Here is a 24,300-nt window from a genome sequence, read left to right on the forward strand (position 1 = left end):
CTTAAAGCACGGGGGCTTTTAACTCTTTTCGCTTCTCTATGTCGGTTATAGGGTTTATTGGTAAGAAGTTAAACTGCCAATTACTATGTTTATTAAAGCAGTCTGGCTCGGCGGGCCTTATGCGAATATCAACCGCCCCTTTGGCTGCGCAACAGCACGTCCTGATTCTTTTGCCGTATCAATCCACTCTGCAATAATTATTTCTATATTTGATAGTGCCTCCTGATAAGTGCAACCATCTGCCGCACATCCGGGCAGTTCAGGCACCTCGGCTATGAAGGAGTCATCCTCATCGCTCCAATAAATAATTATTTCATATCTACTCATCATCTTTTCCATAAATACCCCCTCTTTGTTCAATTTTATATCCCTGATAACTCGTCTTAATGATATGGGAAGGGTGGGGGAAAGTCAAATGTTCTTTAAAAATTTCCTAAATTTAATAAACCGCAGTGAGGCAGATTATCCAGAAGACGGGTGATTGGCCTGTTACTTTAACAAGCCAACAATTCTGCCAATAATGATGAGGGCATCCTTATTGGTTAAGAGCGTGACAAAAAGAAGGATTAGAAAATATACCTTTATTTTCCAGTCCATGGCGGTTAATCTCTCGTTAAGCCTGCCTTCACCGGCGGTAATTCTCTCATTGAGCCTACCCTCTAACTTTGCTATATCCTCTTTAGTGGATAGTTCTTTAGTTAACTCATCTTTAATCTCCGCCTTCTTTTGAATAACTAAGGCTTCTGCCCTTTTTTCAATAGCGTCAAGAGAGGCAGTCAGGATTTTCCCAACTGCACGGGCATCTTCTCTGCCGACCTTCTGCTCAAGCAAGTCATAAACCTCTATCGGTAATGTCGCAGCCATAATTCCATTATAATTCAACAACACAGAGGAAATCAATACGCTCAGACCTGCCGTATTGCCGTTTGTCATACCGTTTTGAAAAAAAAACTACCCAGCGCATAACGCCATAATGCTATAATACCCTGCCGATGGCACAGGTCAGGAGTAGGAAGAAATACCCGGAGGACAAGTAAACACTATGACACACTCTGCTATTACTGAACGATTCACGAAAATTAAAGAGGAAGGCGGCGGCAAAAAGGCCTTCATTCCATATATCATGGCCGGTGAGCCGTCGGTGTCAGAAACGGTGGACATCGTCATGGAGCTGGAGGCTATGGGGGCTGATATTGTCGAGCTTGGAGTACCGTTTTCTGACCCGGTGGCCGATGGGCCTACTATACAACGCGCCGCTATGAGCGCCCTGTCCAGGGGGGTGACGCTTCGCAAGGTCATTGATATGGTAAAAACCATCAGGCAAAAGTCCCTGATTCCCATTGTCTTAATGACGTATTTTAATCCCGTACTAAAGTTTGGGCTTGGCAATTTCGTTGAGGCCGCCCTTAGCAACGGCGTTGACGGCATAATAATACCGGACTTGCCGCCTGATGAAGAGGTTGATTTTACGGCCTCCTGCCACAAGGGCGGCCCAGATACTATTTTTCTGCTTGCCCCAACATCCACAGACAAAAGGATTGGCCTCGTTTCCAGGCAGTCGCGGGGATTTATCTATTACGTATCGTTAACCGGCATCACAGGGTCGGCAATCGCAATTGATGACTCTCTTAAGGCGCGCATAGAAAAGATTCGCACTATATCGAAAAAACCGGTGGCAGTCGGCTTCGGCGTAAAGACAAAGGATGAGGCGGCGGCGGTTGCGGCAATTGCCGACGGGGTCATCGTAGGCAGCGCCATAGTCAAGGCCATTGGACAAGGACAAGAAACATTTCGTACGCTCGTGAAATCCCTAAGGGCGGCAATATAGAGCCATATGCCCTGGTTTAAAAAGACAAAAGAGATAACACAAGGCCGTGCCGTATCGAAGAAAGTTAAAATCCCCGAAGGGCTTTGGGTCAAGTGCGCCGACTGTAAGGAAATCGTATATAAAAAGGAATTCGAGAAAAATCTGAAGGTCTGCCCTAAGTGCAACTACCACAGCCGAATTGGTGTCAGAGAGCGTATAAATCTCACAGCGGACGCGGGGAGTTTTGTCGAACTTGCCCCCGAACTGCAGTCCTGTGACCCGCTTGAGTTTACCGATACAATATCATATGAGCAGCGGATAAAAACAAACCAGTCAAAGGCCGGCCTGAAAGACGCTGTAACAGCCGGCACGGCGACGATTAATAAACACCCTGCTGTCATAGCGGTGATGGATTTTTCCTTCATGGGTGGGTCAATGGGGAGCGCCGTGGGTGAGAAAATGGCGAGGGCTGCTGAGGCGGCCATAGAAAACCGCCTTCCTCTTGTAGTGTTTACATCGTCTGGCGGGGCGCGAATGCAGGAGGGGATCTTTTCGCTTATGCAAATGGCAAAGGTCTCAGCCGCCGTAGGCCGTCTTAAAAATCATCCCCTGCCCTATATTACCGTCCTGACTGACCCTACGTTTGGCGGGGTGAGCGCCAGCTTTGCCATGCTTGGCGATGTCATCATAGCAGAGCCAAAAAGCCTTATCGGATTTGCCGGCGCACGGGTAATCCAGCAGACCATTAACCAGCAGCTCCCTGACGATTTTCAACAGGCCGAGTTCCTCCTCAAAAAAGGTCTTATTGACATGGTCGTCCACAGGAGGGATTTGAAGGCGGCCATAGCAAGGCTCATCAGAATCCTGATGGGCGGCCCAAAAGATACCCGGGACAAAAATGCCTGACCACAGATATGAAAAAGCGGTATCCTATCTCTATAGCCTTCAAAAGTTCGGGATTAAACTAGGCCTTGCCAACATCACCCATATATCTGACCTGCTTGCCGCTCCTCAAACCGCCTATAAAACAATCCATGTCGCCGGCACTAATGGCAAGGGTTCAACGTGCGCTATGCTTCAGGGGATTCTGATGGAAAAGGGTTATAAGACGGGGATTTTTACGTCGCCTCACATGGTTAGATTCACTGAGCGTATTAAGGTAGACGGCGGGGAGATATCTCCTGATGATGTGGTTGCCCTGACCGAGGAGATAAATCAGGCCATCAGTGGCGTTGACGGCCTAACCCCGACTTTTTTTGAGTTTGTAACGGCAATAGCGTTTTTATATTTCAGGAAGCAGGGAGTTGATTGGGCGGTCTTTGAAACGGGTATGGGAGGGCGTTTCGACGCCACGAATATAATTATGCCGGAGGCGTCTGTAATAACTAATATCAACATTGACCACAGGGAATTCCTTGGAAATACGATAGAGGAAATAGCGGTGGAGAAGGCCGGAATAATCAAAAGAGGGACGCCCGTGATAACCACGTCACAGACGCCGGGCGCGCTTGGCGTGATAAGACAAAAGGCAGCGCAGCAAAACGCCCGGCTGGAGGTTTTCGGTGAAGACTTCGACGCGCAGCCCATAAGGCAGGACATCACAGGGACGACGTTTAAATATCGCGGCGGCAGCGGGATTGAGGCGCTGACAATCCCATTTACCGGTGGGCATCAGGTGGAAAACGCCGCATGTGCCGTGCGTTGCGCCGAGTTATTATTTAATTCCACAGAGGGCATTGAGTCGGCCCTGCGGGGCATTAAGTGGCCGGGCAGGTGCGAGCTGGTCAGACACGCCGGTATGGATGTGCTGCTTGACGGCGCGCATAATCCGGCGGCGGCCGCCGCTCTCTCTTCAACCCTTCACGATTTATATTTAAGGCAGTCGTTTTCGGAGGTCATTCTGATTTTTGGAGCAATGGCCGATAAGGACACGGTGGGAATGCTAAGGGCGCTCATGCCAACGGCCAACACACTAATCCTCAGCGCACCGTCCTATGAGAGGGCAGCACGGCCGGAGGTACTCCTTGAGATGGCAAAGGAATTCTCCACATCCTCAACGCCAGCCCTCTGCACTGCCCCATCCATACGTGAGGCCATTAAAATGGCCGGACAGTTTTATAAACAAGGCGGCTTAGTCGTAATAACCGGTTCGTTTTATACCGTTGGTGAGGCAAAAGAGGCGATGGGGCAGCGTCCACTATTAAAAGAACTTGCGGAGTTTAAATAGCTATGGGCGATTATTTACTCATAGGCATAGGCGGGGCAGTTGGGGCGATTGCCAGATATGCCCTGGCCCTCTGGATAACAGGGAAATGGGGCAGGGTGTTTCCCCTTGGGACGTTCGTAATAAACATAAGCGGGAGTTTTCTGATAGGGTTTGTTATGTCCATACTTGCCGCAAGGAATATAATAGACCCACAGTGGAGGCTGCTCATTGTGGTGGGGTTTCTTGGGGGCTATACGACATTTTCGGCGTTTGAATTCGAGACTGGCACACTGCTCAAACAAGGAGAGTCGTTAGCCGCAATGCTCTATGTGGCGTTGAGTGTCATCGTTGGGTTTATCGCCCTTAGAATCGGCGACGCCCTCGGCAAGTCCATTTAATTTCATGCTTTAAGGAGTGAGACATGGAATATGTGCCGGTGTGTCCGATGTCCGACATTAAAAGGATTTTGTTGCTGACAGATTGTGCCGGGTGCAGTGAAGGGGCAATTGGAGAGGCGATAAAACTGTCATCAAGGTGTGAAGCCGAGCTTTACGCGATGGCTGAGGTGAGTTCAAGCCCGGACTACGAAATGATTTCGCCCCATGACTTTCAGCAGATGGAGAGGCAGACCGCCGCACGTCTGGATTCGATTAAAAAGACGGCACAGCGTTGCGGCGTCGCTTGTGAGGTAATACTTTTCCACGGGGAAAGTACATACAATGATGTGGTGCAACAGGTAAAAAGGCTTAACATAGACCTAATAGTTCTTGAAAGGCATGAATATAAAGGTTTTATAAAGTGGTTAATGCGGGGGGTTGTGGTAAACATTGTAGGGGTTGCGCCGTGTAGGGTGCTGGTCGTTCCTAAGGAGGCACGCATAGAAGGAAAGAAGGTGCTTATAGCAACCGACGGCTCAAGACATAGTATGGCAGCGGCAGCCGAGGGAGTTGGAATTGCGAAACGCTTAGGCAGCGGTATAATAGTCCTGTCCTGTGTTGCCAATAGCGGCGGCGATGAGTTATCAAAGGCGATATCAAATATTGATATAGTCTGTAAAATGGCCGAAGGTATTTCTTCTGTGGAGACACTGACGCCCGAGGGCAGGCCATACGAGGCCATCGTGGAGGCCGCAAGCACCAAAGGCGCAGACCTTATAGTTATGGGCAGCTATGGAAAAACCGGAATAAAAGAACTCCTCATGGGCAGCACAACAGAAAAGGTAATAGGCCATGCCGCATGCGCGGTTTTGGTGGTCAGAGACAGAAGACAAGAAAAAGTTGGACAGGGATAGGATAGCGGCGGCCGCGCATGCCATTATTAAAAACCTATTGAGTTAACGGCAACAGGGCAATGTATCGTGATTGGCGGAATTAAGGGGACATAATACTGAACTATTGACAGAGATACAAATCAATCTTGCAATTGGTGTACTTTATATGGTACTCTATCCTTAGAGGTTTGATGGTGAGCGAAAAGCGGCTGAAAGAGATACCCGTTATCTTTTATCGTACATCGCTTGGTGCTGAGCCGGTCAGGGACTGGTTGCGCGACTTGCCGGGTGGCGACAGGCGCACAATCGGGTTTGATCTTGCAACTATGCAGGTTGCATGGCCCGTAGGAATGCCGTTGTGCCGTTGCCTTGGCAGCGGATTGTGGGAACTGCGCAGCACTCTACCAAGCCATAGAACCGCGCGGCTACTTTTTTTTATGTACAAAGGACAGCTTGTAGTTTTACACGGCTTTATCAAACAAACACAGAGAACGCCAAAAGACGAACTCGAATTAGCACGCAGACGAATGAAGGAGGTTGAGACATGAGCGATCAGCATCTAGGGTCAACGCTTGATGACTTTCTGCACGAGGAAGGTTTGTACAACGCCGCAAAGATGGAGGCGGCTACTCGCGTGATTTCGTGGCAGATTGCCGAGGAAATGCGCAAGAAGGGAATTACCAAGCAGGAAATGGCTAACCTCATGCACACAAGCCGCACTCAGGTTGACCGTATTGTCAAGGCAAGGGGCAATGTGACAATTGAGACGCTGCAACGCGCCGCCGCGATTATTGGGCGGGAACTTCGCCTTGAGTTGGTTTAGCTAATGAGTAAAAGGCGTCAGGTCTTAAAATGTGACATAATGGAAACAGGAATAAGAGGCGCAGTCCTTTAGCCCGCCATCCCGTACTTGCAGCAGGGGCATCCTCTGATTACAGTTGGTATAAAGCATATTCAACCGTAATTTATTAATATTATATAGGTTTATCTATCACATAAAAAGCCCTGTCAATATCTTCATGATTATTAAAGGCGTGTGCCGAGATTCTCAGGTATTGGCCACCCCTTAATGAGCAGACGATGTTGTTGTCCAACAGGTTTTTCATGATTAGTGCCGGCTTGGGCGAGGACGGCTTAAAGGTTGCTATTCCTGCCTCTGGCAATTTCCAAGCAATTTCTATACCGCACAGTATTGGATATGTCCCTATTGTTTTGGAAAACCTTCCACTACTTCGTTCAATTCGATTGTAAACACAGCCCATCCATTGATATTTTTTGTGCTTATTTTTCCTCCTAAAACGTCTTCCACTATCATCTTCGACATGTACAGCCCTATCCCCGTGCCTTTTTCCCCTTCCTTCGTTGTGAAATAAGGGTCGAATATCCTGTCTATTATCTCATCGGGAATTCCGCCGCCGTTGTCGCTTATCTCCATCCTGAGCGTACCGCCGTCCCTGTAGGCATCGACGCGGATTATTCCCTCTTCGGCCTCATCTGTTAAACCCTTTTTTTTATCTACTATGGCGTCCTTGGCATTGCTTATGATGTTCAGAATGACGTGCGAGAAATAGTTCTTATACGACGTTATCGTGGTAGCGGTGCAAGGGACTACCTCTGCGTAATGGTTGAAGGACTTATCGTGTATGTGACATGTGATCTGGTAGCGTATTGAGTTGGTTTTAAACTGGTGTGAAAGTAATGAAAACACATTCGCGGCGATTTCGATCAGATCGAATGTCTCTTTTTCCTTGGCTGGCTTGAAGAAGTTTTTAAAATCGTTTAGCGTACTGGACATGAAATCTATCTGTATCAGTGCTCCCTTTACCGTATTATTGAGATAAGTGTCGTCAAGCTCTTTATAATCCCACGCATCCCTGATGTCCTGGATGAGATAGCTGATGTTGCTCAGGGGCTGCCTCCACTGATGCGCCACAGCGGCCATCATCTCGCCCATGGCCGCCATCTTTGACTGTTGCATAAGCATATTCTCCTGAGCTATACGCTTGGCAGTTTCCTGAGACAATCTTTCCAGCATGTTGTTGAACTGGAGGGCAAGCTTCGCTGCTTCGTCTTCGCCGCTGACCTCGGCGCGAAGTCGTAAATTCCCTGTCTGCACGGCATCGGCGACCTTCGCAATGGTATACAGTCGGCGGGTCATGTAGCGCGCAGTGAGCGTGACCAGCAGGGTGCTCAGCACAATTGCTATCAGCGCGTAGGCTATGCCGTTGACCACCGCATCGTGCAGCCTGTCATGTATCTCCTGATAATCCAGGCCGATGCGTACCCAGCCGATGTGTCTACCGGCCATCATGATGGGACTGGCAACATCAACAAGGCTCTTGTTGTGCTGCAGCAGTCTTACTTTGGCTTCCTGCGGCAGGTCGCTCAGATACAGTCCGCGCTTACTCTCATCGTTGTGGGCCAGCACCTCCCCATGCAAATTGAGCACAATGATATACTGCATACCGGGAAACTGAGTGAGGCCATTGACGATTTCCTGTAAGCCGCTGTAATCCCGCGATGCCACCCAAATGGCCGAAGACATCCCCACGCTGCTCGCAAGAGAGCGCGCCCGGTCGGCTTGCTTGTCAATCAACGCGACGAGCTGGCGATTGGTCATATCCCATACGAACAGCGCCATGCTCAAAGAGACCACCAGCACAATGCCAAGGGTAAGTTGACGGCGCAAGGTGGCCGTCAAGAGCCGTTTCAACCGGTTTAACATCACTTTTTCTCCACAGGGCGTACTTCCTTCTCGAAGCGTGCAACATATTGCCTGACCACGTCGTAGTCTGAGTCATCAGCGGTATGAAAGCGCGCAGTCTCCATGTTGGCAAGTATCTTCGTTCCTTCCGGCGTCTTCGGCAGATCAATCAGGGCCTGCCGCAGCCCCTGACGCACGGACTCCGGGACATCGTCCCGTACCATTACTGAATTGTTCATTAATGACGGAGTTTCCCAGATTACCTTGAGCTGGGCAGCCTCCACGGGATGTTCCCTCTGGAATATCCGCCATGGTGGCGGCCAGGTGCAGCCAGCAGCGGATTGGCCAAGATAGACGTTCATGATGGATGATTCCTGCGATCCAACGTAGATGTTCTGGATGTCCTTGTTAATGTTGATGCCCTTGCCGTGCAGAAAATACTGCGGCATCATGGCGGCCGCCAGGGCCGTGGGCGATGGGTAACTGACCACCTTGCCTCTTAGATCATCTGGTGTCCTGATGCCGCCGTCCTTGCGCACGATGATGAGGCCCTTGAAGTCTTCCGCATCGCCCCACATCGCGATGACGTGATACCCAATCTTAATGGCCTCAAGGGTCTGCCAGGGGTTGGGCATCAGGATTGATGGTTCGCGTCTTCGGAACTTCTGCTCAAAGGCCTGGTAGTCACGCGAGGCTTCCAGTTCTATGTGCGCCTCCGGCACCTGACGATTCAGGTAATCCACGAGCGGCTGGAAGAAGGTATTGAGTTTTGTCGGATTGTAAAGGGGATGAGGTACCAGACGATAGCCAGTCACCGGACTATCAGCCGGTGTGGCGCTGTACTGCAGCACCTTTGGCACGGGTTTCTGCTCGCAGGAGGTGAGGGAAATCAGGGTAAGCAGTAAAGTGCACCCAATTGTCATGACCATTTTATTCCGAGTTATATGTGTACAGACAATGCCTTCTTCCATCTTGCCACCCCGTGAATTAAATGGCTTCATAACATAATGATAGCCTGAACTAAAGAATGAAGTCAATGACAGCGTGAGGAGCTGTCCTTTAGCCCGCCATCCCGTACTTGCAGCAGGGGCATCCTCTGATTACAGTTGGTATAAAGCATATTCAACCGTAATTTATTAATATTATATAGGTTTATCTATCACATAAAAAGCCCTGTCAATATCTTCATGATTATTAAAGGCGTGTGCCGAGATTCTCAGGTATTGGCCACCCCTTAATGAGCAGACGATGTTGTTGTCCAACAGGTTTTTCATGATTAGTGCCGGGTTGCCCGACGATGGCTTAAATGTCGCTATTCCTGCCCTGTCTTTTGGGTCTGATGGCGTGAGGACTTCAAATCCGCGTTTTTCGGCCTCGTTTATCGTGTATGAAGACAACTCCAAGACACGCCTTTCGATTGCCTCTATACCAAAACTCAGGAGCATGTCAAGGGCGGCGTTAAAGGCCATTATCCCAAGCACCATCGGGCTTCCATCAAGGTATTTATCGGCGGTTGGCGCGTAGTCCTGATTAAAGTCCTCAAAGTCAAATGGGTTTATTACGCCAAACCAGCCCTTGCACGCCGGTTGCACTATCTGAAGCGCCCTCTCTGACGCCCACACAAGCCCTACACCCTCAGGGCCGCACATCCACTTATGCCCGTCCGCGCTTAACCAATCTATTTGCATCTCCTGCACATCCATCGCGGCAGCCCCAATGCCCTGAATGCCGTCAACTACTAACAATATATCGTTTTCCCTGCAAAACCGGCCAAGTTCGCTGATGGCCGCCTTCTGCCCGGACAGGTATTGGACCCAACTGATGGCGATGACTTTCGTGTATTTATCGCATGTTCTATAATAATCCTCAAGTGTCACCTTATATTTTTGTGACTTCACAATCTTCACCTCGACACCATTTTTATCGCGCAGAGACAACCACGGCAGCCGATTTGCCGGAAACTCACAATCGGCTATCACAACGCCGTCTCCTTTTTGCCACGGGTAGCCTAAAATGAATGTCTGAATGCCGTGGGTCGTGTTTCTCGAAAAAAATATCTGCTCTGGTGTGCCACCAACTATCGCGGCGGCATTCTTCTTTGCCCCGGCAATAATGGCGTTGTAGTCATACGTGACACACTGCCCAAGGTCAGCCCATTCCTTTACGGCCTCTCTGACAGGCCCGGACACCATCGCCACCCCCGCAGAGTTCAGAAACACACACTGATTGAGACCTTTAAACATTGCCCTGAATTGTTCATACCATGCTTGTTCAGACATTTTTTTATTCTCCTTTAGTTTATTGGCCGTTTGCTGAGTCTGCAATAAGTTTGAGATTGCGTGCGGCGTCTTCATTGCCAGAGTCAAGGGCAAGCGCCCTCCTGAAATATGCGGTGGCCTCGTTTAACCTTCCCATGTTCATCAGGGCCACACCGGCCCCGTTGTATGCCTCAGGCATTGTCGGCCTCGCCATTATGGCCTTTATAAAAACTTCATGTGCCTCATTAAGTTTTTCCCGCCTCAGCTCTAACATGCCCAGGTGCAGGAGAGCCTCGGCATAATCTGGTTTTATCAGAACTGCCACCTTCAGCGCGGACTCTGCCTCGCCGAACCGCCCTTCAATATTGAGCGCGTACCCAAGGCTGTAATACGCGAAATAGCTGTCTGTGGTGACAGCCGCCGCCCTCGTAAATAGCGTCACGCTGTTGCGCCAATATTTTAATTGGTGATTGGTCAGAATAATACATATGACTACGGCGGCAGCCGCGGTATTTGCCGCAATCCGTCTTATCACACCGGCAGAGTATGCCCCGGTCGGCACCGCCATTGACAATATAATAAACAAGCCAACATAGGGCATATACGTATATCTATCGGCCATATAGGAAATCCCCACCTTTACCGCCCCAATCGTCGGCATAAGCGTCAATATGTACCAAAACCACCCTGTAAAAAACCACGGTCTCCTCCTCATAGCCGCAATCGCAAATATCGAAACCGCCACAAGTACAATAATCGCCCCAACGACCTGCCACGCGGGATACTCTGCCGGATGGCGGTACATTATCCCAAGTCCGGTGGGGTAAAACAGTTTTATAATATATTTCACATAAGATACCGCGACATTTTCCATTCGTAGTTTCAGCGTCAATGCCGAAAGCGGGGCAACCGCACCTCCGGTCTTTTGCACATAATATGTGACAAAACCCGTGAGGGCAGATAATATTATAAACGGGATTTTCTCTGTGAACAAAGACACTGCGGGAGCTTTGCCGTCAGAAAAACGCCCAAGAGGCCAGTAATCCAGCAAAAGCAGCACTAATGGCAGCGCTACAACGACCGGCTTTGACATTAGCCCAAGGACAAAACAACATATGACCGCCATATATCTGCCCAAAGACGCCCGCCTCGCGTAAAACACATATGCACACATGGCCGAAATCCAAAAAAATGCGCTCAGCACATCCTTACGCTCCGCCACCCACGCCACTGACTCCACATGCAGGGGATGAAACGCAAATAACGCCGCAATCAGCACACTGCGCCACAGCGCCCCGGTAACTGACGAAAATAACAAAAACAACAATACAGCGTTGCCAGCGTGAAAGGCAACGTTCGTAAGGTGATGCCCCCCCGGCCATAATCCGAAGAGCCATACATCCACCATGTGCGACGCCCACGTCACAGGAAACCAATTGCTGTATTCAGCCGAAGTGACAGCCCACTGCAAATTCCTTAACGAAGGCCCACCCCGCACATGAAGATTCTCAAGTATATATTGATTGTCGTCATAAAACAGGAATTTGAAATCCTTAACCTGTGCGTAAACCGTAAAGACTGCCGCTATTAACAGCAGACAAATGATGATTTTTGTTTGTAGCGGCGATTTGCTGAGTCGGGTGAGTGGCTCGCTCATAAATCAATATTGATATTACAGTTTATTTTCAATGACATCGGGGGATATGCTAATGTATTACTTTCGCATCGCAGTGTTATTGCTCAGGCTGGTTGAGTGATTATGTTTAGGGGATTCCTTTAACGTGAATCCTGCTTCTCTGAAAAGTCTCAGGCAGGCCTCCACAACATCGCTGTCGTAGCGAATCCCTTTACCGGCGGCTATCTCATCCAACGCGATGTCTATTCCAAGGGACGGGCGGTAGGGCCGGTGAGAAGACATGGCCTCTACAATGTCGGCAACGCAGATAATCCTGGCCTCCATAAGGATGTCATCCCCTTTTAGTCCTTGTGGATAGCCAGTGCCGTCCAACTTTTCGTGGTGCTGGAGGACTATTTTATCTATCGGCCAGGGGAACTCAACACTACTTAGTATCTCATATCCTACATAGGAATGGTTTTTTATAAGCATGAATTCGCTTTCGTGTAGTCTGCCGGGCTTGCTGAGGATTTCAGATGGTACCCATATCTTGCCCACATCATGAATGGCACCAGCCATTCGCACACCTTCTATCTGATGCTGCGTTAGCCCCATCTCAACCGCTATTGCTCTTGAAAGGTCTGCAACCCTGTTTTGATGTCCGGCCGTGTAAGGGTCCTTCGCCTCAAGTGCCATTGAGAGGGTCTGGATTACACCGCCAAGGGCCTTCCTCAGATTTTCAAAACTCTCGGCAAGGGTTTCCTCGGCTTGTTTGCGCTTTGTCATGTCAACCAAAACAGCGGTGAAAAACGTTCCGGTGGTTGCCTCCCATCTCGCTAAGGAAAATTCGATCGGGAATTCAGTCCCGTCCTTTCTGAGGCCGAAAAGATCAACCATCTCCCCGATGATCTTTGTTTCCCCCGTCTGAAGTACCCGTGTGATTCCTTCCATATGTGCCTTTTGAAATCTCTCCGGTATTATTTTCGTCAGAGGGGTATTTTTCACCTCATCAAAGGAATAACCAAAGAGGGCCTCAGCGGCCTTGTTCCAGAAGGTTATATCACTGTTGTTGTTTACTGTAATAATTGGATTTTTTGTGGATTCCACGACTGAACGGAAATGCTCTTCACGCTCTCTTAGCTCTGCGTTTCTCTGGGTGCGCACAATAACGCCGGCTATTGTGTTTACAATGGCGCTCAAAAACTCTTCCTCTTCAAAAGCCCTTTTGTGGCCTTCGGGGATATACATGTTAAAGACGCCAAGCACCTTGTTATTGTGGACAATGGGGACGCAGTAGTGCCCGTGAGGGGCTATGTTATCATACCTTATTGTATGTCTGTCATCAATCCTGTCAGAAAAAACTATCCTGCCGGTTGAGGCGGCAAGCCCACACAGACACCTGCCAAAGGGAATCGTCCCACAGGCCGTCAACTGGACTTCGGTATAATTGTGGTGGGCGCACAACACGAGTGTCCGCGCCGTGTCATCCACAAGATGTATTGAACCCCTTGATTGAAAGGAAAACCTGGGGATGGACAAAACCAGCTCAAGCACCTGCTGTAAGACTTCCTTAAGCGGGATAGGTTCAATGGATATATGTAAGATAGCGTTTATTGCGCTCTGAATCTGATACTGGCGAACGATTTTCTCCTCCGCCTCTTTTTGCCATGTTATGTCTTCTATGACTTCGAGGAAATGGCCGATGGATTTATCTTTATCGAAAAGAGGGATCGTTGTGACCTTTACAGAGTGTCGTCCAATCAGCCTTTCAATGGCGGCAGGCTCTCCGGTCATCAAAGACTCGGCTACTTTGCAGAAGCTGCATACCTTTTCCATTGCGCCTTTGGCATTGTCGGCAGCGAATTCGCCCACAGTCTCGTAACATGGTTTTCCAACTATGTCCTCGGGTTTAAAACCGGTAAAATCATACAGGAACCTGTTCATCTTTAGTACGTTAAAATCGGAATCCATATACGCAATGCCAAAGGGGGCGTTTTCAAAGATGGCCTCAAACTCATCAAGAAGCCGCACATGCTTTTTCTGGACGGCCTCCCTTTCTGACAATTCGTTTAGCAGCGCCCGCTGTGCTATCTGCAGATTTATGGAATTATCAATCACCCCCAGCAACTCGTATAAGCTGAATGGTTTGTGAAGGAAAGACAAAACGCCTTTCCTGAAACACTTTTCAAAATCGGCATCCCCGGCATGGCCGGTTACGGCAATGATGGAGCATGGAAAAGAGAATCGTCCTCTGAATTTATTGAGAAATTCATGTCCATCCATTACGGGCATCTTCAGATCAAGGAGAATCACTGAGGGCTGCACCTCTGCGCATAGCGAAAGCCCCTCCTCTCCGTTGAACGCATGACGCACCTCGTAGCCCTTCCTGGCGAGCTGCCTACTAATTACATCATGAATAACCCGCTCGTCATCTATGACAAGGATTTTATATCTGGTCTCCAATACCCATTCCCATTACGCCTGCCAGCCCGACTTATGCCAGCCGCCTCTTTAAGTTTGTGCGTCCTGTATCAGTCCACCCGCTACCCTATACTATTTAAAAGAGGGTGAGTTTGTCAATCTCGTTCAGGCTATTTCAGGTTTCGTATGAAAAAACTATTGAGGGTTTCATAGATATTGTGTTACAGTACGGCTTTGGAACAATAACTCCGTTAAGATGAGAGGTGTCATATGCTGAATAATTTGAAGATAGGCCAAAGGTTGTGGTTAATTGTATTGATAGCCGTGCTGGGGTTTATCGCAACCATCACGGTAAACGCATATTTTTATAGGGTAACACTGATGGCCGACAGGCAGTTAAAGACAAAAAGCCTCGTGGAGTCGGCATACGGCGTACTGGATAACTATTACAAGCGGGCCAAAGACGGCAAGATGTCCGAGGATGAGGCGAAGGTACGCGCCATAGATGTCATTAAGTCGCTCAGATACGAGGAAAAAGAGTATTTTTGGATCAACGACATGCACCCGAATATGGTAATGCACCCGTATAAGCCTGAGCTTGATGGCAAGGATATCTCTGATTTTAAAGACCCTAACGGCAAACACCTGTTCGTGGAATTCGTTGACGAGGTTAAAAGGAATAAGGAGGGTTTTGTGTACTACCTGTGGCCTAAGCCCGGGTTTGACAAGCCGGTTGAAAAGGTATCGTTTGTGAAGGGGTTTGAGCCGTGGGGTTGGATAATCGGAAGCGGCATATATCTGGACGATGTTGGCACTGCCCTAAAGCAGGCGGTTATCAAGGGCGCGGGCATTACGCTTATGATAGTAATGATATTAGCTGTGTTGTCGTGGTTTATATCAAAAAGCATATGTCTGCCGCTGGCCGACATGCTGGGCCGTGTGAACCAGATGTCTGATGGCGATTTGACGTGTACGATTGACTGTGAAGGAAATAGCGAAATAGCTGTTCTGGCAACAAACATGAAGGCCATGAACGATACCCTGCGGGATATAATAGGGCGAATTCGACATGCTTCAGAGAATGTTTTTTCAAGGGTAGGGGCACTGACAGAGAAATCCAGGCTTATGTCGGCAGGAGCGGCGAATCAGTCTGAGCAAGCGGCCTCCATAGCGGTATCCACCGAGGAGATGTCGGCCACTATCATAGATATTGCAAGAAATGCCTCTTCGGCATCAGAGACAAGCATGACTGCCATGAAAACGGCGTCAAGTGGTAAGGATGCCGCTGATACGGCCATTGGGATTATCAACGAGGTTCATGAATCAACAATAGAGCTTTCCGGCATGGTGGAAAGCCTCAATACCAGTGTCTTTGAGATAAGCAACATATTAGGCGTCATTAAAGACATCGCCGACCAGACGAATCTCCTCGCCCTGAATGCCGCAATAGAGGCCGCAAGGGCAGGGGAACAAGGACGCGGATTCGCGGTTGTCGCCGACGAGGTAAGAAAACTCGCCGAGAGGACAATCAAGGCCACTGACGAAATCTCGCAAAAAATTGCATCAGTCAGACAGGACTCCGACAGGACGACGCAGTCCATGTCCGATTCATCCGAAAAGGTTACTGTTGCCACTGGTTCCATAAAAGAAGTAGGCGTTATCCTCGACCAAATGGTAAGCTCCGTGCAGGGTGTGGTTGACCAGATAACCCAGATAGCCGCCGCTGTGGAAGAGCAATCTGCCGCCTCAGGGGAGGTCGCCTTAAATATCGAAAAATCATCTAATATTTCAAAAGATATTCTGCGCATGTCTGAGGACGTTATGGATGAGGTAAACGCCTTCTCTGACATAGCGGGAGAACTCGGCGAGGCTGTCTCCGGCTTTAAGACAGAAGACGAAGGCCGGTATATCTCCGGCAGCAAGCCCGTTCGGAGACTGAGTTAGCTATAAGAATTAAGAATTAAGGATTAAAAATTAAAGGATTAAAGGATTAACGACGAAGGGGGGGTAACCCCCCCTTCACCCCGTAAATCTCTCCACGGTTTATACCCTGAATTCGGGCTGCCGCCCGTTGGCGGCTTGAGTGTTCCGGTCAAAGGCTATAATATAAAAAAATGCTTGCAATTGGTGACAATGTATGTTATATTATTAGCAATCACTCCGTGTGAGTGCTAATAACAACGAAGGGAGCGTGACTCTATGAAGTTTAAACCATTAAAAGAGCGTGTGTTTGTCAGCTACAAAGAAGAGCTGGAGAGGACTGCCGGCGGGTTATATGTACCAGATACGGCCAAAGAAAAGCCGCAGCGCGGTAAAGTCGAGGCGGTCGGTTCAGAGGTGAAGGAGCTGAAGGTTGGAGACGAGGTATTTTTCGATAAGTACTCCGGCTCAAAGGTTCAGATTGACAGTGTTGATTATTTAATAATCAAAGAAGAAGACGTTCTAGGAATAATCGCATAGGAGGGTGTAAATGGGAGCAAAACAGTTACTTTTTGATGAAGCGGCAAGAAGGGAGATACTTGAGGGTATAACCGTCCTTGCCACCGCCGTAAAGGCCACACTCGGCCCCAAGGGACGCAACGCCATACTTGACAAGAAATACGGTTCTCCAACAATCACCAAAGACGGCGTAACGGTGGCCAAGGAGATAGAGCTGAAAGACCCTTTCCAGAACATGGGCGCTCAGTTGTTAAAGGAGGTTGCCTCCAAGACCTCTGACACCGCCGGCGACGGCACAACGACTGCCACGGTGCTTGCCCACGCCATATACAAAGAGGGTATGAAGAATGTTGTAGCAGGCGCACACGCGATGGACTTAAAGCGCGGAATGGAGAAGGCCGTAACAGCGGTTATTGATAAGCTCAAATCAATGACCAAGAAGGTTCAGGACAAAAAGGAAATTGCGCAGGTTGGGACGATTTCAGCCAATAACGACCCGTCAGTCGGCGATTTGATAGCCGAGGCGATGGACAAAGTCGGCAAAGACGGCGTAATCACCGTTGAAGAGGCCAAGTCCATGGCAACCGCCCTTGAGGTAGTCGAGGGTATGCAGTTTGATCGCGGCTATATCTCGCCGTATTTTGTTACTGACTCCGAGAGGATGGAGTGTGTGCTGGAAAACGCGCATATACTTCTGTATGACAAGAAGATCTCCTCGATGAAAGACCTGATCCCTCTGCTTGAGCAGATAGCGAAGATGGGCAGGCCGCTTCTCATTCTGTCTGAGGACATTGAGGGCGAGGCCCTTGCCACGATGGTAGTGAATAAGCTGCGCGGCACGCTTCAGGTATGCGGCGTGAAGGCCCCCGGGTTTGGCGAAAGGCGTAAGGCCATGCTTGAGGACATTGCGATTCTGACCGGTGGTACGGTAATATCAGATGATTTGGGCATGAAGCTTGAGAACGTGAAGATGACTGACCTCGGGCGCGCCAAGAAGGTAACGATAGACAAGGACAACACGACTATTGTGGAAGGCGAGGGCAAGCAGGACGCCATCAAAGGCCGTGTAAAGCAGATAAAGTCTCAGATTGAGGATACCACCTCTGACTACGACAGGGAGAAGCTCCAGGAGCGGCTCGCCAAAATCGTAGGCGGCGTAGCCGTAATCAACGTAGGTGCCGCTACCGAGACCGAGATGAAAGAGAAGAAGGCGCGCGTTGAAGACGCACTGCACGCCACCCGCGCCGCGGTTGAAGAGGGCATAGTGCCCGGCGGCGGAGTTGCCCTTCTTAGATGTATCGCGACGATTGAAGGGTTGGAATTAAAGGGCGACGAGAAAATCGGCGCGAGCATCATTAAGAAGGCGCTTGAGGAGCCAATCAGGCAGATTATCTGCAACGCCGGTCTTGAGAGTGCGATAATAATCGAGAAGGTGAAGGAGTCCAAAGACCCCAACTATGGCTTTGACGCCCAGAACGAGAAGTTCTGCGACATGATGAAAGAGGGCATAATTGACCCGACCAAGGTAACCAGATGCGCGCTTCAAAACGCCGCGTCAGTCGCGTCATTAATGCTGACCACATCGGTGATGATAACCGACCTGCCCGACAAGGAAGACAAGATGCCAATGGGCGGCGGCCACCCCGGCATGGGCGGTATGGGAGATATGTACTAGGATAGGGGAGCTTTTCATAGGGGCGGCCGTTTGGCCTCCCCTATAACCTTCATGGATTCCTGCTTTTGCAGGAATGACAGGCTTATTTGAGACAGACTTATATGATTGAATGACAGGCATATTTGATTTGATGACAGAGTTGTTTGATTTGAGTGTTCAGGAATGACATGTTTTTTTAGGCAGAATATTGGAAATCTCTTTATTCTGTCATTCCGGCTTGTCCGGAATCTTCCCTTAGTGGGAGTGTAATGATGATTGTGCATATTCTGAGGCATTAAGGACAGATTCCGGACAAGCCGGAATGACAGAATAAGGGCGGCAATGACATATTGGGTTGCTGATGTATTTGCCATCAGACAGCGATTATGGCATTGTTAAATTATTGATAGTATTAGTATAATGATAGGCTAATTACATAGACAGAGATTATGGACAGCAGAACGAGAAAGATATTATTTGCAGTGATAGAGAGCTACATAGGGATAGCGGCCCCGGTTGGCTCGCGCTATATCAGCAAGCGCTACGGCTTTGGCATATCCTCGGCGACGATTCGTAATACGATGAGCGATTTGGAGGAGCTGGGGTTTTTGAGCCAGCCCTATGCCTCGTCCGGGCGTATCCCTACTGGCCGTGCTTACAGGTTTTTTGTTGAGTCTCTGCTTGAGTGCGGGATGTCTCAAAATAACAATCTCCTTTCGATGCTGTCAGATAAGGCCACGGATACGAAGGTGTGCCTTGACGATTTTCTTGCTGTCATCTCAAGACTGATGTCAGACTGCTCCCACTATATGGGCGTTGTCCTGTCAAGGACTACTGAGAGCAGCATATTACGAAAGATTGAATTTCATACATACAAAGAAAACATGATTGTGGCAATCCTGCTCACTGAATACGGCGTTGTGCGCCATATGATAGTTGAGTCCTCCGGGCGCCTGACCCAAAATGATATGAACGAGATAAGCCGGTACCTGAACAAGGAGTATGCGGGGTCAACCCTCAGGGAAATAAAGAGGGCGTTAATAGAGGATATGGCCGAGCAACGGCAGAAATGCGACACACTCAAAGAAAAGGCAAAGAGTTTATGTAAGTCGGTGTTTTCCTCAATAAACGCCGACATATTTATATCCGGCATGAGTGAGCTGATAAACCTGCCGGATTTCGATGACATACAAAAGATAAAGGAACTGTCTAAGGCTATTGACGACAAGGGCGTGATGATAAACCTGCTGGATAAGATATTGCAAAGCGAAGGGGTGCAGGTCTTCGTCGGTAATGACCCTCTGCTGGATGCGAAGGCGTTGAGCCTCGTGGCCTCGACATTTTACGAAAAGGGTCGGCCTTTTGGTGTGCTGGGCCTTATCGGGCCGCAGAGGATGGACTACGCCAATGCCATATCAATTGTGAGCACATCGGCAAATTTTCTGTCAAAGCAGCTTGAGTATATATAGGAGGTATCAACGACATTGGAAGATAAAAAGATAGATATAGTTGACATAACCGGCGGCGGGGCTGCCGCGGGCGGCACAGGAACTGAGGACAAGGGCGATGACATTAAGTTTGGAGTCAGGGATACTCAGACCGGCACGGTTGAAAAACTAAGGCAGGAAAGCGGCGAGCTGCAGGACAAGTACATGCGCCTCTATGCCGAGTTTGACAACTACCGCAAGCGTGTGCAGAAAGAGAAGGATGAGATATATAAGTACGGCACTGAATCTCTGGTATCAAGCCTGCTGGTGGTGAAGGATAACCTTGACGCGGCGCTGTCTCATGTGGCACCGGGGGCGTCGGATGCCCTTGCAGAGGGCGTTGAGCTGACGCTTAAAGAGCTTAAGAAGATACTCGCATCAAACGGTGTTGTAGAGGTGGAGACGAAAGGAAAACCCTTTGACCCTGCCTACCATCACGCGATGGCGGAGGTGGAGCGCGACGACCTTGACGATAAGACAGTCGTCGAGGAATTCAGAAAGGGATACACCTTCAAGGACAGACTAATCAGGGCGGCATTGGTGTCGGTCTCAAAGAAGGCGGAATTGAAAACTGGACAAAACAATAGCGATATAAATAATAAGGAGGCAGACAATGGCTAGAGCAATAGGGATAGATTTAGGGACGACGAACTCATGCGTGGCAGTGGTGCAGGCCGGTGAGCCTGTGGTGATACCGAATCAGGAGGGCAACAGGACAACACCCTCTGTGGTGGCGTTTACTGATAAAGATGAGAGACTTGTCGGGCAGATAGCGAAAAGGCAGTCTATAACGAATCCTGAAAATACGATATTCTCCGTAAAACGCCTGATGGGTAGAAAATTTAATTCCCCTGAGGTGAAAGACGCCATAAACAGGCTGCCGTATAAGATAGTAGAGGCCCCTAACGGCGACGCACATGTGGAAATCCGGGGGAAGCGCTATGCCCCGCCGCAGATTTCGGCCATGATACTGCAGAAATTAAAACAGGCCGCCGAGGATTTTCTTGGTGAGACGGTAACGGACGCGGTAATAACCGTCCCCGCGTATTTTGATGATAACCAGCGCCAGGCCACAAAAGAGGCCGGTAAGATTGCTGGTCTAAATGTCCTGAGAATCATAAATGAGCCAACGGCGGCGTCGCTTGCCTATGGGATAGACAAGAAAAAGGAAGAGAAGATTTCGGTCTATGACCTTGGCGGCGGTACGTTTGACATATCAATACTTGAAATAGGCGAGGGCGTCATTGAGGTCAAATCCACAAACGGCGATACATACCTTGGCGGCGATGATTTCGACATACGCGTAATGGACTGGCTGGTGGATGAGTTTAAAAAAGAACAGGGCATTGATTTAAAGAAAGACAAGATGGCGCTACAGCGTCTGAAAGAGGCGGCTGAAAAGGCAAAGGTAGAGCTTTCAAGCGCCTCGGAGACAGAGATAAACCTGCCGTTTGTTACGGCTGACGCCTCTGGGCCTAAGCACCTGCTGCTTAAACTGTCAAGGGCGAAGTGTGAACAGCTCGTAGATGACCTGATAACGCGCTCCATAGAGCCGTGCAGAAAGGCGCTGAAAGACGCCGGCCTGACCACCTCGGAGATAAACGAGGTGCTCCTTGTGGGCGGCTCAACGAGAATGCCCAAAGTAATTCAGACCGTACAGAGTTTCTTCAACAAGGAACCCAATAGAACCGTGAATCCGGACGAGGTCGTCGCCGTAGGGGCGGCCATCCAGTCGGCGGTTCTAAAAGGAGACGTAAAGGAAGTCCTCTTGCTTGACGTAACCCCGCTGTCATTAGGGATTGAGACCCTCGGCGGCGTGTTTACGAAACTCATTGAGAGGAACACGACGATACCGACGAAGAAGAGCCAGATATTTTCGACCGCTACGGACAATCAACCGGCGGTGACGATAAAGGTATTTCAGGGTGAGAGGGAGATGGCAAATGACAATAAGCTGCTTGGCAATTTTGAGCTGCTTGGCATTCCACCCGCCCCGCGCGGCATACCGCAGATTGAGGTGACATTTGACATAGACGCTAACGGCATCCTCCACGTCTCGGCGAAGGACCTTGGGACGGGCAAGGAGCAGTCTATTAAGATAACCGCCTCAAGCGGCCTTTCTGATGACGAGATAAAAAAGATGGTCAAAGACGCCGAGGCACACGCCGAGGAAGACAAGAAAAAGAAGGAGCTTGTGACCGTCAGAAACGAGGCCGACGCACTGGTATACGCGGTTGAGAAATCACTGAAAGACTATGGCGATAAGGTCACACCGGCCGAAAAGGCAGAGGCAGAGGAGGCGCTTAAACGCCTGAAGGATATGAAGGACACCGCCACTGACCCCGAGGAGTTAAAAAAGGCGGTTGAGGCCCTTACAACGGTATCTCATAAATTTGCTGAGCATATATATAAGGACGCGGCGGCAAAGTCAGCCTCCGAACAGGGACAGCAGCCGGGAGGAGAAGGCGGCCAACAAAAGGCTGGAGGCCCTGAGGAGGAAGTAGTAGAGGCTGAATTTGAAGATGTAGATAAAAACAAGAAACAGTAATGAAAGACTACTATAACATACTAGAGGTGGAGCGTGGTGCATCGCCCGATGAGCTAAAAAGTGCTTACCGGAAGATGGCCCTAAAATATCACCCTGACCGCAACTCAGGCAATAAAGAGGCCGAGGAGAAGTTTAAAGAGGTAAACGAGGCATACTCGTGCCTGAGCGACGCCAAAAAGCGCGCCCATTATGACAGATTCGGCACAATGGAAGGGATGCAAGGTATGGGTGGCGGCGGGGGCGGGGCTGATTTTGGATTTGGCGCTTTCACTGATATATTCGATGATTTTCTTGGGGATATTTTCGGTGGAGGCGGCGGGCAGAGGAGACCTCGTTCAAGGCGTGGCGCTGACCAGCGTTTTGATATGGATATCACGCTTATGGAGGCGGCCTTTGGTGTGGAGAAGAAAATCTCTATCCCCCGAATGGAGAGTTGCGATAAGTGTGGCGGCAGCGGTTCGGCAAGTGGCAAGGCACCTCAGACGTGCCAGCAGTGCAATGGAAATGGGCAGGTGCGTTTTCAGCAGGGGTTTTTTGCCGTAAGCAGGACATGCGGCAAGTGTGGCGGGGCGGGTGTGGTGGTTGCAGACCCGTGCGGTGAGTGCGGCGGCAGCGGCAGGACGAAGAAGGTGCGAAACCTGGCGGTAAAGATTCCGGCCGGCATTGACGCCAATACCCGCCTTAAGATGACAGCAGAGGGAGAGTCCGGGGAGCGTGGGGCGCCTCCCGGCGATTTATATATATTTGTAAACGTAATAGAGCACCCGTTTTTTAAACGCCACGAAAGGGACATCTACTGCGAAATTCCAATCAGCTATCCAACAGCGGTCCTCGGCGGCGAGATAGAGGTTCCCACATTGAAGGGTGTGTCGAAGCTGAAAATCCCGCAATCTACACAATCGGGCGAGCAGTTTAAGCTAAGAGGGGAGGGTGTGCAGCGTGTGGGCGGCGGTGCTCGTGGCGACCAAATCGTGAAGGTCTACATAGGCATCCCAAAGAAGATAACCCCCCGCCAGCGCGAGATCCTTGAAGAGTATGCCAGTATCAGCGGCGACGATGTACAAAAGACATTCAGGGAAAAACTGAAAGAGATGTTTTCGGGCTAAAGTACGGTTTTTCTGTTTGATGCCAAATGTCTTCGTAGAATCCTCTGCAATACAGGGTGTAACGGCGGCCATCACTGGTGAGACTGCAAGATATATCCTCACTGTGCTTAGGTATAAGACCGGCGGCGAGCTGTTCGTATTTGATGAAATGGGCCGGTTTTTTAAGGGCATAATAAGCTCATGCGCCAAAAACGTGGTACACATGTCCATCACCCCGCACCCCCCGCCGATGACTGAATCACCGCTTTCGATAACGCTTTGCCAGGGCATGTTAAAGGGTTCGAAGATGGATTTAGTGGTTCAAAAGGCCGTCGAACTTGGGGTTAAGAGGATAATCCCGCTGATAACGCTCCGCACACAACTTGACTACACGAGAAAGATAGATAGATGGAAAAAGATAGCCATAGAGGCGGCGCGGCAGTCGGGGAGGGTTATTGTCCCTGAAATATCAGAGGCCATGGATTTCCATGCGTTGACACAATCAATACAAGTAGCAGGCGCCACAGCCATCATGTTTTACGAAGGCGGCGGCAAGGGGCTGAAAGAGATTCAAAACTTAGAAATAAAAGAACAGACAATCTACGCGATAACCGGCCCCGAAGGGGGTTTTATGTCTGAAGAGGTCAAGCGTGCAGAGTTCTCCGGCGCACAAATCGTAACGCTTGGAAGCAGGATATTAAGGGCGGAGACAGCGGCCATAGCGGCGTTGACACTGATACAGTTTGTGTTTGGCGATATGGGTGACAGCCGGCAAGGTTAGGATTGGTGTCCAAATGTCAATACCG

The 24,300-nt window shown here is 49.6% G+C and carries 23 protein-coding genes; 15 read left to right on the forward strand and 8 right to left on the reverse strand.

What is annotated here, in order from left to right; all coding sequences use genetic code 11:
- Positions 1-117: 117 nt before the first annotated feature.
- Positions 118-327 (reverse strand): type II toxin-antitoxin system HicB family antitoxin, encoded by a 210-nt coding sequence (locus AB7D94_RS00465; protein WP_420263727.1) that lies wholly within the window; start codon positions 325-327, stop codon positions 118-120.
- Between the two features lie 162 nt (positions 328-489).
- Complete coding sequence (locus AB7D94_RS00470) at positions 490-864, reverse strand: hypothetical protein (RefSeq protein WP_420263670.1); 375 nt, start codon at positions 862-864, stop codon at positions 490-492.
- Between the two features lie 178 nt (positions 865-1,042).
- On the opposite strand from AB7D94_RS00470, the gene trpA reads away from it, so the two are divergent.
- From trpA to AB7D94_RS00505, 7 genes are all read left to right on the forward strand, one after another.
- The gene (gene trpA / locus AB7D94_RS00475) at positions 1,043-1,828 is read left to right on the forward strand and encodes a tryptophan synthase subunit alpha (protein ID WP_420263671.1); all 786 of its coding nucleotides are present in this window, start codon (positions 1,043-1,045) and stop codon (positions 1,826-1,828) included.
- A gap of 6 nt (positions 1,829-1,834) precedes the next feature.
- On the forward strand, positions 1,835-2,713 hold the full coding sequence (gene accD, locus AB7D94_RS00480) for an acetyl-CoA carboxylase, carboxyltransferase subunit beta (protein WP_420263672.1): 879 nt from the start codon (positions 1,835-1,837) through the stop codon (positions 2,711-2,713).
- Complete coding sequence (locus AB7D94_RS00485; protein WP_420263673.1) at positions 2,706-4,034, forward strand: bifunctional folylpolyglutamate synthase/dihydrofolate synthase; 1,329 nt, start codon at positions 2,706-2,708, stop codon at positions 4,032-4,034. The genes accD and AB7D94_RS00485 overlap by 8 nt, the downstream gene beginning before the upstream one ends.
- Positions 4,035-4,036: 2 nt before the next feature.
- A complete protein-coding gene (gene crcB, locus AB7D94_RS00490; protein ID WP_420263674.1) occupies positions 4,037-4,411 on the forward strand; it encodes a fluoride efflux transporter CrcB in 375 nt (124 codons plus the stop codon).
- Positions 4,412-4,434: 23 nt separating this feature from the next.
- Positions 4,435-5,304, forward strand: a complete 870-nt coding sequence (locus AB7D94_RS00495; RefSeq protein WP_420263675.1) for a universal stress protein — start codon at positions 4,435-4,437, stop codon at positions 5,302-5,304.
- A 170-nt stretch (positions 5,305-5,474) separates the two neighbouring features.
- Positions 5,475-5,831 (forward strand): type II toxin-antitoxin system RelE/ParE family toxin, encoded by a 357-nt coding sequence (locus tag AB7D94_RS00500; protein ID WP_420263676.1) that lies wholly within the window; start codon positions 5,475-5,477, stop codon positions 5,829-5,831.
- A complete protein-coding gene (locus tag AB7D94_RS00505; protein WP_420263677.1) occupies positions 5,828-6,106 on the forward strand; it encodes a helix-turn-helix domain-containing protein in 279 nt (92 codons plus the stop codon). Before AB7D94_RS00500 ends, AB7D94_RS00505 begins: the two co-directional genes overlap by 4 nt.
- A gap of 151 nt (positions 6,107-6,257) precedes the next feature.
- On the opposite strand, the gene AB7D94_RS00510 is transcribed toward AB7D94_RS00505, so the two are convergent.
- The 6 genes from AB7D94_RS00510 to AB7D94_RS00535 all read right to left on the reverse strand — a co-directional run bounded on the left by AB7D94_RS00510 (position 6,258) and on the right by AB7D94_RS00535 (position 14,323).
- A complete protein-coding gene (locus AB7D94_RS00510; RefSeq protein ID WP_420263678.1) occupies positions 6,258-6,389 on the reverse strand; it encodes a hypothetical protein in 132 nt (43 codons plus the stop codon).
- Between the two features lie 98 nt (positions 6,390-6,487).
- Positions 6,488-8,008 (reverse strand): ATP-binding protein, encoded by a 1,521-nt coding sequence (locus AB7D94_RS00515; protein ID WP_420263679.1) that lies wholly within the window; start codon positions 8,006-8,008, stop codon positions 6,488-6,490.
- Complete coding sequence (locus AB7D94_RS00520; protein ID WP_420263680.1) at positions 8,008-8,958, reverse strand: phosphate/phosphite/phosphonate ABC transporter substrate-binding protein; 951 nt, start codon at positions 8,956-8,958, stop codon at positions 8,008-8,010. Before AB7D94_RS00520 ends, AB7D94_RS00515 begins: the two co-directional genes overlap by 1 nt.
- 171 nt (positions 8,959-9,129) lie before the next feature.
- The gene (locus tag AB7D94_RS00525; RefSeq protein ID WP_420263681.1) at positions 9,130-10,266 is read right to left on the reverse strand and encodes an aminotransferase class V-fold PLP-dependent enzyme; all 1,137 of its coding nucleotides are present in this window, start codon (positions 10,264-10,266) and stop codon (positions 9,130-9,132) included.
- A gap of 19 nt (positions 10,267-10,285) precedes the next feature.
- Positions 10,286-11,902, reverse strand: coding sequence for a tetratricopeptide repeat protein (locus tag AB7D94_RS00530; RefSeq protein ID WP_420263682.1), 1,617 nt, complete (start codon positions 11,900-11,902; stop codon positions 10,286-10,288).
- A gap of 57 nt (positions 11,903-11,959) precedes the next feature.
- Positions 11,960-14,323: a PAS domain S-box protein gene (locus tag AB7D94_RS00535; RefSeq protein ID WP_420263683.1), complete on the reverse strand. Its 2,364-nt coding sequence runs from the start codon at positions 14,321-14,323 to the stop codon at positions 11,960-11,962.
- A gap of 228 nt (positions 14,324-14,551) precedes the next feature.
- Here AB7D94_RS00535 and AB7D94_RS00540 point away from each other — a divergent pair, with 228 nt between their 5' ends.
- The 8 genes from AB7D94_RS00540 (at position 14,552) to AB7D94_RS00575 (ending at position 24,275) form a co-directional block, all read left to right on the forward strand.
- Entirely contained in the window at positions 14,552-16,225 is a 1,674-nt protein-coding gene (locus AB7D94_RS00540) for a methyl-accepting chemotaxis protein (protein WP_420263685.1), read from the forward strand.
- Positions 16,226-16,480: 255 nt separating this feature from the next.
- Positions 16,481-16,741 carry a co-chaperone GroES gene (locus AB7D94_RS00545; protein ID WP_420263686.1) on the forward strand — a complete coding sequence of 87 codons (261 nt, stop codon included), beginning with the start codon at positions 16,481-16,483 and terminating at the stop codon, positions 16,739-16,741.
- A 10-nt stretch (positions 16,742-16,751) separates the two neighbouring features.
- Complete coding sequence (groL, locus tag AB7D94_RS00550) at positions 16,752-18,395, forward strand: chaperonin GroEL (RefSeq protein ID WP_420263687.1); 1,644 nt, start codon at positions 16,752-16,754, stop codon at positions 18,393-18,395.
- Between the two features lie 428 nt (positions 18,396-18,823).
- Complete coding sequence (hrcA, locus tag AB7D94_RS00555) at positions 18,824-19,843, forward strand: heat-inducible transcriptional repressor HrcA (protein ID WP_420263688.1); 1,020 nt, start codon at positions 18,824-18,826, stop codon at positions 19,841-19,843.
- A gap of 15 nt (positions 19,844-19,858) precedes the next feature.
- Complete coding sequence (grpE, locus tag AB7D94_RS00560; RefSeq protein ID WP_420263689.1) at positions 19,859-20,482, forward strand: nucleotide exchange factor GrpE; 624 nt, start codon at positions 19,859-19,861, stop codon at positions 20,480-20,482.
- Positions 20,475-22,409 carry a molecular chaperone DnaK gene (dnaK, locus tag AB7D94_RS00565; protein WP_420263690.1) on the forward strand — a complete coding sequence of 645 codons (1,935 nt, stop codon included), beginning with the start codon at positions 20,475-20,477 and terminating at the stop codon, positions 22,407-22,409. The genes grpE and dnaK overlap by 8 nt, the downstream gene beginning before the upstream one ends.
- Positions 22,409-23,515: a molecular chaperone DnaJ gene (gene dnaJ / locus AB7D94_RS00570; protein WP_420263691.1), complete on the forward strand. Its 1,107-nt coding sequence runs from the start codon at positions 22,409-22,411 to the stop codon at positions 23,513-23,515. Before dnaK ends, dnaJ begins: the two co-directional genes overlap by 1 nt.
- Positions 23,516-23,534: 19 nt before the next feature.
- Positions 23,535-24,275 (forward strand): 16S rRNA (uracil(1498)-N(3))-methyltransferase, encoded by a 741-nt coding sequence (locus AB7D94_RS00575; RefSeq protein ID WP_420263692.1) that lies wholly within the window; start codon positions 23,535-23,537, stop codon positions 24,273-24,275.
- The last annotated feature ends 25 nt before the right edge of the window (positions 24,276-24,300 follow it).

Origin of the sequence: Candidatus Magnetominusculus dajiuhuensis (assembly GCF_046044395.1) — a bacterium.
In the GTDB taxonomy this organism is placed as follows: domain Bacteria; phylum Nitrospirota; class Thermodesulfovibrionia; order Thermodesulfovibrionales; family Magnetobacteriaceae; genus Magnetominusculus; species Magnetominusculus dajiuhuensis.

What these genes read in the sequence shown, in the direction of transcription:
- AB7D94_RS00510 (WP_420263678.1), bottom strand. Translation starts at nt 6,389, where the DNA reads ATGAAAAACCTGTTGGACAACAACATCGTCTGCTCATTAAGGGGTGGC.
- AB7D94_RS00545 (WP_420263686.1), top strand. Translation starts at nt 16,481, where the DNA reads ATGAAGTTTAAACCATTAAAAGAGCGTGTGTTTGTCAGCTACAAAGAA.
- dnaJ (WP_420263691.1), top strand. Translation starts at nt 22,409, where the DNA reads ATGAAAGACTACTATAACATACTAGAGGTGGAGCGTGGTGCATCGCCC.
- accD (WP_420263672.1), top strand. Translation starts at nt 1,835, where the DNA reads ATGCCCTGGTTTAAAAAGACAAAAGAGATAACACAAGGCCGTGCCGTA.
- groL (WP_420263687.1), top strand. Translation starts at nt 16,752, where the DNA reads ATGGGAGCAAAACAGTTACTTTTTGATGAAGCGGCAAGAAGGGAGATA.
- crcB (WP_420263674.1), top strand. Translation starts at nt 4,037, where the DNA reads ATGGGCGATTATTTACTCATAGGCATAGGCGGGGCAGTTGGGGCGATT.
- AB7D94_RS00505 (WP_420263677.1), top strand. Translation starts at nt 5,828, where the DNA reads ATGAGCGATCAGCATCTAGGGTCAACGCTTGATGACTTTCTGCACGAG.
- AB7D94_RS00575 (WP_420263692.1), top strand. Translation starts at nt 23,535, where the DNA reads ATGCCAAATGTCTTCGTAGAATCCTCTGCAATACAGGGTGTAACGGCG.
- hrcA (WP_420263688.1), top strand. Translation starts at nt 18,824, where the DNA reads ATGGACAGCAGAACGAGAAAGATATTATTTGCAGTGATAGAGAGCTAC.
- AB7D94_RS00485 (WP_420263673.1), top strand. Translation starts at nt 2,706, where the DNA reads ATGCCTGACCACAGATATGAAAAAGCGGTATCCTATCTCTATAGCCTT.
- AB7D94_RS00525 (WP_420263681.1), bottom strand. Translation starts at nt 10,266, where the DNA reads ATGTCTGAACAAGCATGGTATGAACAATTCAGGGCAATGTTTAAAGGT.
- AB7D94_RS00530 (WP_420263682.1), bottom strand. Translation starts at nt 11,902, where the DNA reads ATGAGCGAGCCACTCACCCGACTCAGCAAATCGCCGCTACAAACAAAA.
- AB7D94_RS00495 (WP_420263675.1), top strand. Translation starts at nt 4,435, where the DNA reads ATGGAATATGTGCCGGTGTGTCCGATGTCCGACATTAAAAGGATTTTG.
- AB7D94_RS00465 (WP_420263727.1), bottom strand. Translation starts at nt 327, where the DNA reads ATGAGTAGATATGAAATAATTATTTATTGGAGCGATGAGGATGACTCC.
- AB7D94_RS00520 (WP_420263680.1), bottom strand. Translation starts at nt 8,958, where the DNA reads ATGGAAGAAGGCATTGTCTGTACACATATAACTCGGAATAAAATGGTC.
- dnaK (WP_420263690.1), top strand. Translation starts at nt 20,475, where the DNA reads ATGGCTAGAGCAATAGGGATAGATTTAGGGACGACGAACTCATGCGTG.
- AB7D94_RS00515 (WP_420263679.1), bottom strand. Translation starts at nt 8,008, where the DNA reads ATGTTAAACCGGTTGAAACGGCTCTTGACGGCCACCTTGCGCCGTCAA.
- AB7D94_RS00540 (WP_420263685.1), top strand. Translation starts at nt 14,552, where the DNA reads ATGCTGAATAATTTGAAGATAGGCCAAAGGTTGTGGTTAATTGTATTG.
- AB7D94_RS00470 (WP_420263670.1), bottom strand. Translation starts at nt 864, where the DNA reads ATGGCTGCGACATTACCGATAGAGGTTTATGACTTGCTTGAGCAGAAG.
- trpA (WP_420263671.1), top strand. Translation starts at nt 1,043, where the DNA reads ATGACACACTCTGCTATTACTGAACGATTCACGAAAATTAAAGAGGAA.
- AB7D94_RS00500 (WP_420263676.1), top strand. Translation starts at nt 5,475, where the DNA reads ATGGTGAGCGAAAAGCGGCTGAAAGAGATACCCGTTATCTTTTATCGT.